5 protein-coding genes are annotated in these 8412 nt (G+C 35.8%); 2 read left to right on the top strand and 3 right to left on the bottom strand.

Going from position 1 to position 8412, the window contains the following annotated elements; translation table 11 throughout:
* The first annotated feature begins 638 nt into the window (after positions 1 to 638).
* Positions 639 to 1832, top strand: coding sequence for a glycine C-acetyltransferase (gene kbl / locus E1171_RS13230; protein ID WP_155206483.1), 1194 nt, complete (start codon positions 639 to 641; stop codon positions 1830 to 1832).
* A gap of 92 nt (positions 1833 to 1924) precedes the next feature.
* On the opposite strand, the gene E1171_RS13225 is transcribed toward kbl, so the two are convergent.
* A complete protein-coding gene (locus E1171_RS13225) occupies positions 1925 to 2827 on the bottom strand; it encodes a YicC/YloC family endoribonuclease (protein WP_246164331.1) in 903 nt (300 codons plus the stop codon).
* Positions 2828 to 3191: 364 nt separating this feature from the next.
* On the opposite strand from E1171_RS13225, the gene purQ reads away from it, so the two are divergent.
* Positions 3192 to 3881, top strand: coding sequence for a phosphoribosylformylglycinamidine synthase subunit PurQ (gene purQ / locus E1171_RS13220; RefSeq protein ID WP_155206482.1), 690 nt, complete (start codon positions 3192 to 3194; stop codon positions 3879 to 3881).
* 65 nt (positions 3882 to 3946) lie between these two features.
* Here the strand turns inward: purQ and E1171_RS13215 are convergent, their stop codons facing one another.
* A complete protein-coding gene (locus E1171_RS13215; protein WP_155206481.1) occupies positions 3947 to 7177 on the bottom strand; it encodes a PD40 domain-containing protein in 3231 nt (1076 codons plus the stop codon).
* 23 nt (positions 7178 to 7200) lie between these two features.
* Positions 7201 to 8259 carry an NAD(P)/FAD-dependent oxidoreductase gene (locus E1171_RS13210; protein ID WP_155206480.1) on the bottom strand — a complete coding sequence of 353 codons (1059 nt, stop codon included), beginning with the start codon at positions 8257 to 8259 and terminating at the stop codon, positions 7201 to 7203.
* Between the last annotated feature and the right edge of the window lie 153 nt (positions 8260 to 8412).

The following is an 8412-nucleotide window of genomic DNA, read 5'->3' as shown; positions in this document are numbered from 1 at the left end:
TAAAAAAGCAGAACCTGAACTATGGAATGATTGGGAAAAATTATTTAAGCAAGTGCACCCAAATAGCTTTACCGCTCAAAAACTGTTTTTAATCAATCCCATAAGAAGAAGGTTTCCTTTAACTTAAAGAAGAGAGGACCCAATTAGCTAAGCCTCTTCAATAATAATTTTAGAAAATCTTAATATCAATGGACGGAAAGGGTACAAAAATTTTATAATCCAAGTTTTAAAGCACTCCTAACATTAAATAAAATATTTTAATTTCTACTTTTACCTATTGAAGCTCTCAAAAACCTAAAAAGAGTACTATTTGTACTTTTTTCTTCAGATAATGGTTGATTTCAAAGGCCTTTAGGACTTCCATATCTCTTATTCAGATTTTTTGGAGAACCGTTACTTTATTAGAGTTCTTAGGGCAAAATGCCCCTTTTAAGCCATTGTTTATTAATATTCAGCAACTTTCATTTAGGCAACATAAGGTTTAATCTAGTTCTTAACCTTTTATTTATTCCCTCAAATGGGAATCATTATAAACTTAATAATGCTAAATTTCCAGTCTAAATTTCTAATTTTGTCTCCATTAATTTCTCTGAAGGTCATTGATCTGCGTTTTTTAACACTCAAAACATTATCTTAAAATGTTTGATACACTAAAACCTGTTTTAACAAAAGAGCTGGAGAACATAAAAGAAGCCGGCCTATACAAGGAAGAACGAATCATTACGAGTCCTCAAGGGGCAGAAATAAAACTTGAGGATGGAAAAGAAGTCATTAACTTTTGTGCCAACAATTATTTGGGATTGTCTTCCCACCCCAATGTGATTGAGGCAGCCAAAAGGGCTATCGATACTCATGGATTTGGCATGTCATCGGTTCGCTTTATATGCGGAACACAAGATATCCACACCCAGCTAGAAAAAAAGATATCAGAATTTTTAGGTACAGAAGACACTATTTTATACGCAGCTGCCTTTGATGCTAATGGAGGTGTATTTGAACCATTATTTGGACCTGATGACGCAATCATCTCTGATACACTTAACCATGCCTCCATCATTGATGGAGTCCGACTTTGTAAAGCTATGCGGTATCGTTATAAGCATAATGACATGGCCGATCTTGAAGAAAAGTTGAAAGAAGCTCAAGCTGCAGGTGCAAAACAAAAGGTTATTGTAACCGATGGAGTTTTTTCTATGGATGGCACAATTGCCCAGTTAGATAAAATTTGTCAATTGGCTGATAAATATCAGGCATTGGTCATGTCCGATGAATGTCATTCTACAGGATTTATGGGAAAAACCGGAAGAGGAGTCCATGAACACTGTGGTGTAATGGGTAAATTGGATATTATTACCGGTACATTAGGAAAGGCCCTAGGAGGTGCTTCCGGAGGATTTACCTCAGGTAGAAAAGAAATAATTGATTTGCTACGTCAAAGATCTCGTCCTTACCTTTTTTCCAATACTTTAGCCCCTTCCATTGTTGGAGCCTCTATTGCGGTATTGGATATGCTAACAGAAACCACCGAACTTCGGGACAAACTGGAAAGCAACACCCAATATTTCCGGGAAAAAATGACGAAAGCAGGCTTTGACATTAAAGCAGGAGAACACCCAATTGTTCCTATTATGCTTTATGATGCCGTACTTTCTCAACAGATGGCTGCAAAATTACTTGAAAGAGGAATTTACGTGATTGGTTTCTATTACCCTGTAGTCCCTAAAGGGCAAGCCAGAATCCGCGTTCAGATTTCAGCCGTTCATGAAAAAGAGCATTTAGAAAAGGCTATTCAAGCATTCATTGAAGTAGGAAAAGAATTAAATGTAATTTAGAATTAGAGTACTTAGGGTTAAGGAATTTTAGTTTTTATTCGTGTTGATTAAATCCTAAAATCCCTTAATTCTATAATTACAATCCACGTTTTTTAAAGGATATTAAGACATTGCTCTTTAATTTTTTCCAACTCTTCCTTCATTCCCACAACTAATTTTTGGATTTCCGAATCATTGGCTTTGGATCCAATTGTATTAATTTCTCGACCAATTTCTTGAGAAACAAACCCTAATTTTTTCCCTTCTGATTTATCAGAATGAATGATTTCCCGAAAAAAATCTAAGTGATTTCGCAACCGAACCTTTTCTTCATTGATATCCAACTTTTCAATATAGTATATCAATTCCTGCTCAAAACGGTTCTTATCAACATTTTCAGGGCTCACCAATTCAGTTAGTTGTTGTTGAATTCGACTTTTTAAGCCTTCAATTCTTTTTGGATCCCGTTTTTCTACCTTATCCAACAGTTTATCTATAGCTTCCGCATAGGAAAGTAATTTCTTACCTAAAGCATCTCCTTCTTGTTTTCTAAACTGATTACATAACTCAATAGCCTTGGTAAAAGTGGCAAGAATAATCTCCCAGTCTTCACCAAAATCTTCCTTTATGGTTTCCACCGTCATTACTTCAGGGGCCTCCAGGGCTAATTTAAAGATATCTTCCTTTCCTGCATCAACTTCGTTTGATATCGCTTTCAATTCCTGAAAGTAATCTTTAAACAAATCTTTATTTAGTCCCCTTCTACTCGAAACATTGGTTCGATTTTGGTAATCTATACTTAAAGAAACCTTTCCTCGCTCTAATTGGGAAGAGATCAAGTTTCTTATTTCCAGTTCTTTTTCGGAAAATGCTCTGGGCAGCCTTAAGTTAATATCAAGGTATTTTGAATTTAAGGTTCTTACTTCTACAGTTATTGTCTTACCCTCCTTTTCAAAACTGGCTACTCCGTAGCCCGTCATCGACTTATTCATATGTTGAATTTGTTTCAAATTCATGATTAAAGGCTTCCAAAATTAAACCTCTATCAGAATATCCTATTTATAATAATTACGAGTTATGGATTTCAAATTTGCAAACACCTAGGCAACAGGATAAAATTCACCTTTCAAAGAAACGGTTCACCCAGGGTCAAAAACTGATGCATATTAGTCAGAACATTATCCATTGAATCAAACTATTTCTTATCAAGCCTAAAATGCAAAGTTAAATATAGATATAAACTAAAAAAGTTTTATCTCATGCTTGCATTATTTAGCTTTACAGCCGAAAAGATAACATGTTTAACCAAGTCTAAATTCTGTTAAGTTTTTGTTATCTGTAATAAATTTTAATAATTACCCTAAACCCTTGCTTGAAAGAATGAAATTCGGTGTAGTAGTTTTCCCCGGTTCCAATTGTGACGAAGATATGATATATGTGCTTCAATCTATCATGAAGCAAGAAGTTGTCAAATTGTGGCATAAAGATACAGATCTGCAGGGTTGTGACTTCATAGTTTTACCAGGTGGATTCTCTTATGGAGATTATTTAAGGTCCGGAGCCATTGCGCGCTTTTCTCCAATAATGGAAAAAGTAATTGATCATGCCAATAATGGAGGGTACTTATTGGGAATTTGTAATGGATTCCAAATTCTAACGGAAGCTGGTCTCTTGCCTGGGGCATTATTACGAAATAAAGATCAGAAATTCATTTGCAAGAATACTTATATAAAAGCGGCCAATGCTGATTCGGCTTTAACCAAAAACCTGAACCTGGATAAAGCTTACAAGATTCCAGTGGCGCATGCAGAAGGTAGATATTTTGCTTCCGAGGCAGAATTAAAAACTATTGAAGAGAACGGACAAGTGTTATTCCGTTATTCGGATGAAAATGGTAACCTCGATGATACCTTCAATATAAATGGTTCCTTAAATAATATTGCCGGAGTAATGAATAAAAATAAAAATGTTTTCGGCATGATGCCTCACCCTGAAAGAGCCGCAGATAATGCCCTTGCCAATACGGATGGGAAAGCAATATTTGATAGTATTCTATCTTACATTGGTTAATTGATAATGAAAATTAAATAAATAATAATGAATAATTAGTAATGCAAGGCGCTATTATTTATTCATTAAAAATCATACCCTAGAGTAAAATAAAATTTCGGATCTCCGATTTCATAATCAAAATAAGGCCAGGCTACGTCAAACTTCATATAATAACCAAAAAGAGCTGTCCTTACCCCTGTCCCGTATCCCATTAACCAGGGACTTTGAAAATTTTTGAGGGTTGCTTCGAAAGGGGAACCTGGTCTCTTTATTACTTCCTTTTTTAAACTATTGTCCTCAGAAAATGGTGAACCTCCCGACCAAGCTGAGCCAATGTCGAAAAAGCCAATAATTTCCAGATTTCTAAAGAAATTTGATTCAATAGGCCCACGATAAAAATACCGCACCACCGGCAAACGCAGTTCTACATTTGCTAAAAAGGCACTATTTCCATGGAAGGTATTATAGTCAAAACCTCTCAGAGAGGTCACAAATTCTGTAAATAACAAATTGGTGTTATCCCTATCCTCATTAATAGCCAATAACTCCTTGTTCTTGTCATCGAATTCATTAAACAACCAATTATCCATTCCTCCCAATAAATACTCCTGCTTATTTTTTCCAAAAAACTGTCCATAAAAAACACGAGTTGCCAGCACAAACTCTCGATGAATTTTCTGATAGTGTCTGAAATCAAAATTGATATTACTAAAACTACCGTTTTTTTCATTTGTAGCCTGATGATGCTCAAAAATGGCTGACAACCTGGTTCCTTCCAGCATATTCAGTCCATTCGTAAGAGTATTATCCATTACCAACTGAAACTTAATCCCAGCAAAAAACATATTATTATCAATGGGTTCTCTTTGTGCACCTACCACCATCTTGTTGGGATCAAGATCAATAGCCATAGTATGAGTAAAAAATGGGCTTCCAGAAATTCTGGTAGAAACCGAAAGAGGAAGAGAAGCCCCTACTTCAAATCGATTGAGGATATAGCGCTGCATCAAGTTAGCTAAATCCTCATCTGCAAGGAACAATGACTCTCTTTCATAACGGAAATGAAAATCTGTAAAATATTTCAGATAACTGTATTCAGCAAATATTTTTCCACTTTGAAAGTCCAAAACAGGCATTAATCCCCCATGAAATTTATGGTTTTCTAGCATATCATTCATTTCCACTTCAAATAACAAGCCCAAACCAAACAAGGGGTCCACCTTCATAGTAGTGACAATATTGTTCGCACTAAATCTAGGGGTATAGTTTAAGGGCCCTTCAATTGGGGATTCTTTTTTATAATCGAGTAATTGAGCCATAAAGAAGTTTTCTTCTTTTTCCTCTTCTTCCTCGGTCTCTTTATCAAAGATTAAATCATCAGTATTAATAATATCTGTAGGCTGACTTCCCAAATCATTAGAAAGGGAATCTTTCGGCAACCCAAAAAACAGCGTATCCGCAGGATTTACACCTTCCTCCTCCTTTTCTTGTCTACGTTCTTCAATATATTCTTTCAAAAATCGAGACTGATAAATTTCCTGCCGTGTAGTTTGAGGGGTAAACACCTCATCTTGGAGTTCAAATTCCCGGATATAAAAAACATTTCCCTTACCACGATACAAAGAAGTGAAAGCCAGAGAAGAAGTTTGGTAGTTAATATCATAATCTTCTAAGCTAAGGCTAAAATCAGAAACTTGATTATACAGGCCCTTATCCAAATCATACTTATAAACATTTACAACTCCCTTTTCATCACTCAAATAATAAATGGTAGATTCATTTACAGGAATGGGATTTATATTTTTATAAATATTGTTTGTAATCTTCACCAAACGCTCTTTCGTAGTATCTGCATCCATCATATACAGATTAAAATATTCTTTTAGTTCATTTACTTTCTGATCATTTACTCTAAGGCTATCTGTAGTTCGGTTGGAGCTAAATACAATATTCCGGCTATTAGGAATAAAGCGAGGGTTCAGGTTATCAAATAAATCATTGGTTAGTCTTCTTATTGAGGTACGGTTCACACTCACCAAATAAAGGTCGTTCTGTCCCCTACTGTCTGCGCTCATCACAGCAACATTTCCATTTGAAGAAAAAGAAAAATCCTTGACTTGTTCAAACCTATCCAACAAAATCCGCTGTGAACTACTTGAAGTGGTTTCATACAACCACAAATAATTTCGACCTCTGTAAACACTGATAATCCCCAGGGTTTTTGCATCCTTCCAAGCCAATAAAGGGATATCTGGATCTGTATCCTGATTGATCGTTTTATAACCTCCGGAGAATACTTGTTTGCGCCGTCCATTGGCCAAATTCTTAATGAATACCCTATATTTACCCTTATTATTCTCTGAATAGGCCAAAAATTGCCCATCGGGACTGATCTTCACCTTATTGTAGGTAATTCCTTTTCGATTTCTCTTCCTTAATCTTTTATTGGGAGGGGCATTGTTATATTTACCTTTTATTTTTTCACCCATTGCCTGATAATAGACATTCCAATCATAAATAAACTGTTTATAAGGAACTCCAAGGGTGCTTTCAATACTATTTTCCTCGTTTCGAATAATTCTAGTTAGGTTCAGAATATTATTTATACTATTCTGTCCATACTGCTCAGCCATATAATTCCAAAGAGACTGCCCCACCAAAGCTGCTTCTTGTCCTGTAAATTTAGAAAGCTTTTTTACTCTCTTTTTAGACAGGAGCTCCCGAAGATGGTCATCCATCTCTACACTCCAACCTTTTGCCAAATAAAGTGCTGCCCCATCCATAAACCAATCTGGCAAGGTCAATAGATAAGCATTCTGAATAATATCGGTCAGATTTCCCCCATACATCATATCGTTAATCAGCATTCGGGCAGTTTTCAAAACCAATTGTTCTTTTAGCCCGGTAATCGTCCCAGGATTGGCTACCTCCACCTGAAGTTTCACAAAATTGGTCTGCCCACTAACTGTAAACTGCTCCCCATCAATCCCCACATTACTTTGTTGAAGATCACTAACTGAATTATAGAGAAAGATTTTGGACTTCGAATAAGGAGCATAGCCAAGGACCTCGGTCATACGCTCATATTCCTCTTCCATGAACTCTGCGGCCTGTCTTGCAGCCGATTGCCCTTTGTCGTAATAATAAACTTCGAAATTATCTGTGCTATAATATCTCCAATCAAAGTTTTTATATTGGATCCGGTTCTTCCCAAAATCTATGACAGGTGTCTGTGCAAAACCTGAATTACAAAGAATAAATCCTATTAAAATGAAACTAATGAAATGAAATGGGCTATTTTTACCGGAAAACATAGACAGACAAATTGATAGTAGGTTTATGGTGAATATAGGGAAATATAACGATTAATATTAACTTCCATATCAAGTTCTTTATTCATTACAAAAAAGTCTGCCAACTGTTCGGAAAAATAAGGTGAAAGAGAAACTCCTTTTGTCCCTAGACCATTAAAAACGGCCAATTCGGAAAAATTTGGATGGCTACCTAAAAATGGTTTTCTGTCCTTGGTTGCTGGCCTAACCCCCACTTTTTGATCAATAACTTCATACGAAAAAATCACTAAATTATTCAATTTCTCTTCTAATTCCGTTCTAGCATTACTAGTTGCAACATGATTTAATTCCTTCCAATTATAGGTCGCTCCCACCTTACATATCCCAGTTTTCGTCGGTACAACAAATACACCTCGATTATAGATCTTATCTAACAAAGCATCCGTTTCAATGTGAAGTAATTCCCCCTTTACCGGTCGAAAAGGAAGCCAAGAGAAATATTTGCTAAATCTGGCAGAAGGTCCGTTACAAAAAACTACTTTATGGGCTTCCAGATTTTTATATTTCACTTTACCGTTTTCCAATTTCAATTCATTTTCCATGAACTGTTCATCTCTAAAAGCACCCAAAGCCCTTAAATACTCCCGGTATGCCTCCAGTAAACTAGGAATATCCAAATAACCGGACATTTTTAACTCAAGCCCACCAAAAGGATCCTTTACAAGTCCATTCCCCAGACTTTTGTTCCAAACCTTATGAATAAACTGCTGGTAATCCAGATCAGCGCTTTTAGCCATCCATTCATTTTGTTCCTCAATAGAGAAAAAAGGACGATATATAGGAACCTCATGTAAAAAAGAGCTTTTGGTCACCTCCTCCAATTCCCGGTAAAAACTGATCATATTTGGAAACAAGGTGTCTGCCTTCCAGCTTTTTTTCATTTTCCTACCCGTAATCGGATTAAACAAACCTGCAGCAACTTCAGAAGAACTTTTTTGTTCTATCTGGTCAATGACCATTACTTTTTTACCTCTTCTCATTAACTGATAAGACATGCAGGTCCCCGCTATTCCCTGGCCAATAATTAAATAATCTACTTCCATCTAACAAAAGTTTAGATACCCATCTTGAATATTCTCAATTATTAACACAAATTTGTGAAAATTAATAGGCATTTTCAGAGGCAATTAAAGAATTAATCGGGAGAGTATTAAGTCAAAGCTATAAATGCTAATCTTTCCATAAATCTTAGATTT

Source organism: Xanthovirga aplysinae (genome assembly GCF_009711365.1).
GTDB lineage: Bacteria > Bacteroidota > Bacteroidia > Cytophagales > Cyclobacteriaceae > Xanthovirga > Xanthovirga aplysinae.
The sequence above is the reverse complement of the archived record's forward strand: the minus strand, read 5'-3'. Positions and strand labels throughout refer to the sequence as shown.

Excerpts from the sequence above, each read along its gene's own strand:
- kbl (WP_155206483.1), top strand. The coding sequence starts at position 639 with ATGTTTGATACACTAAAACCTGTTTTAACAAAAGAGCTGGAGAACATA.
- E1171_RS13225 (WP_246164331.1), bottom strand. The coding sequence starts at position 2,827 with ATGAATTTGAAACAAATTCAACATATGAATAAGTCGATGACGGGCTAC.
- purQ (WP_155206482.1), top strand. The coding sequence starts at position 3,192 with ATGAAATTCGGTGTAGTAGTTTTCCCCGGTTCCAATTGTGACGAAGAT.
- E1171_RS13215 (WP_155206481.1), bottom strand. The coding sequence starts at position 7,177 with ATGTTTTCCGGTAAAAATAGCCCATTTCATTTCATTAGTTTCATTTTA.
- E1171_RS13210 (WP_155206480.1), bottom strand. The coding sequence starts at position 8,259 with ATGGAAGTAGATTATTTAATTATTGGCCAGGGAATAGCGGGGACCTGC.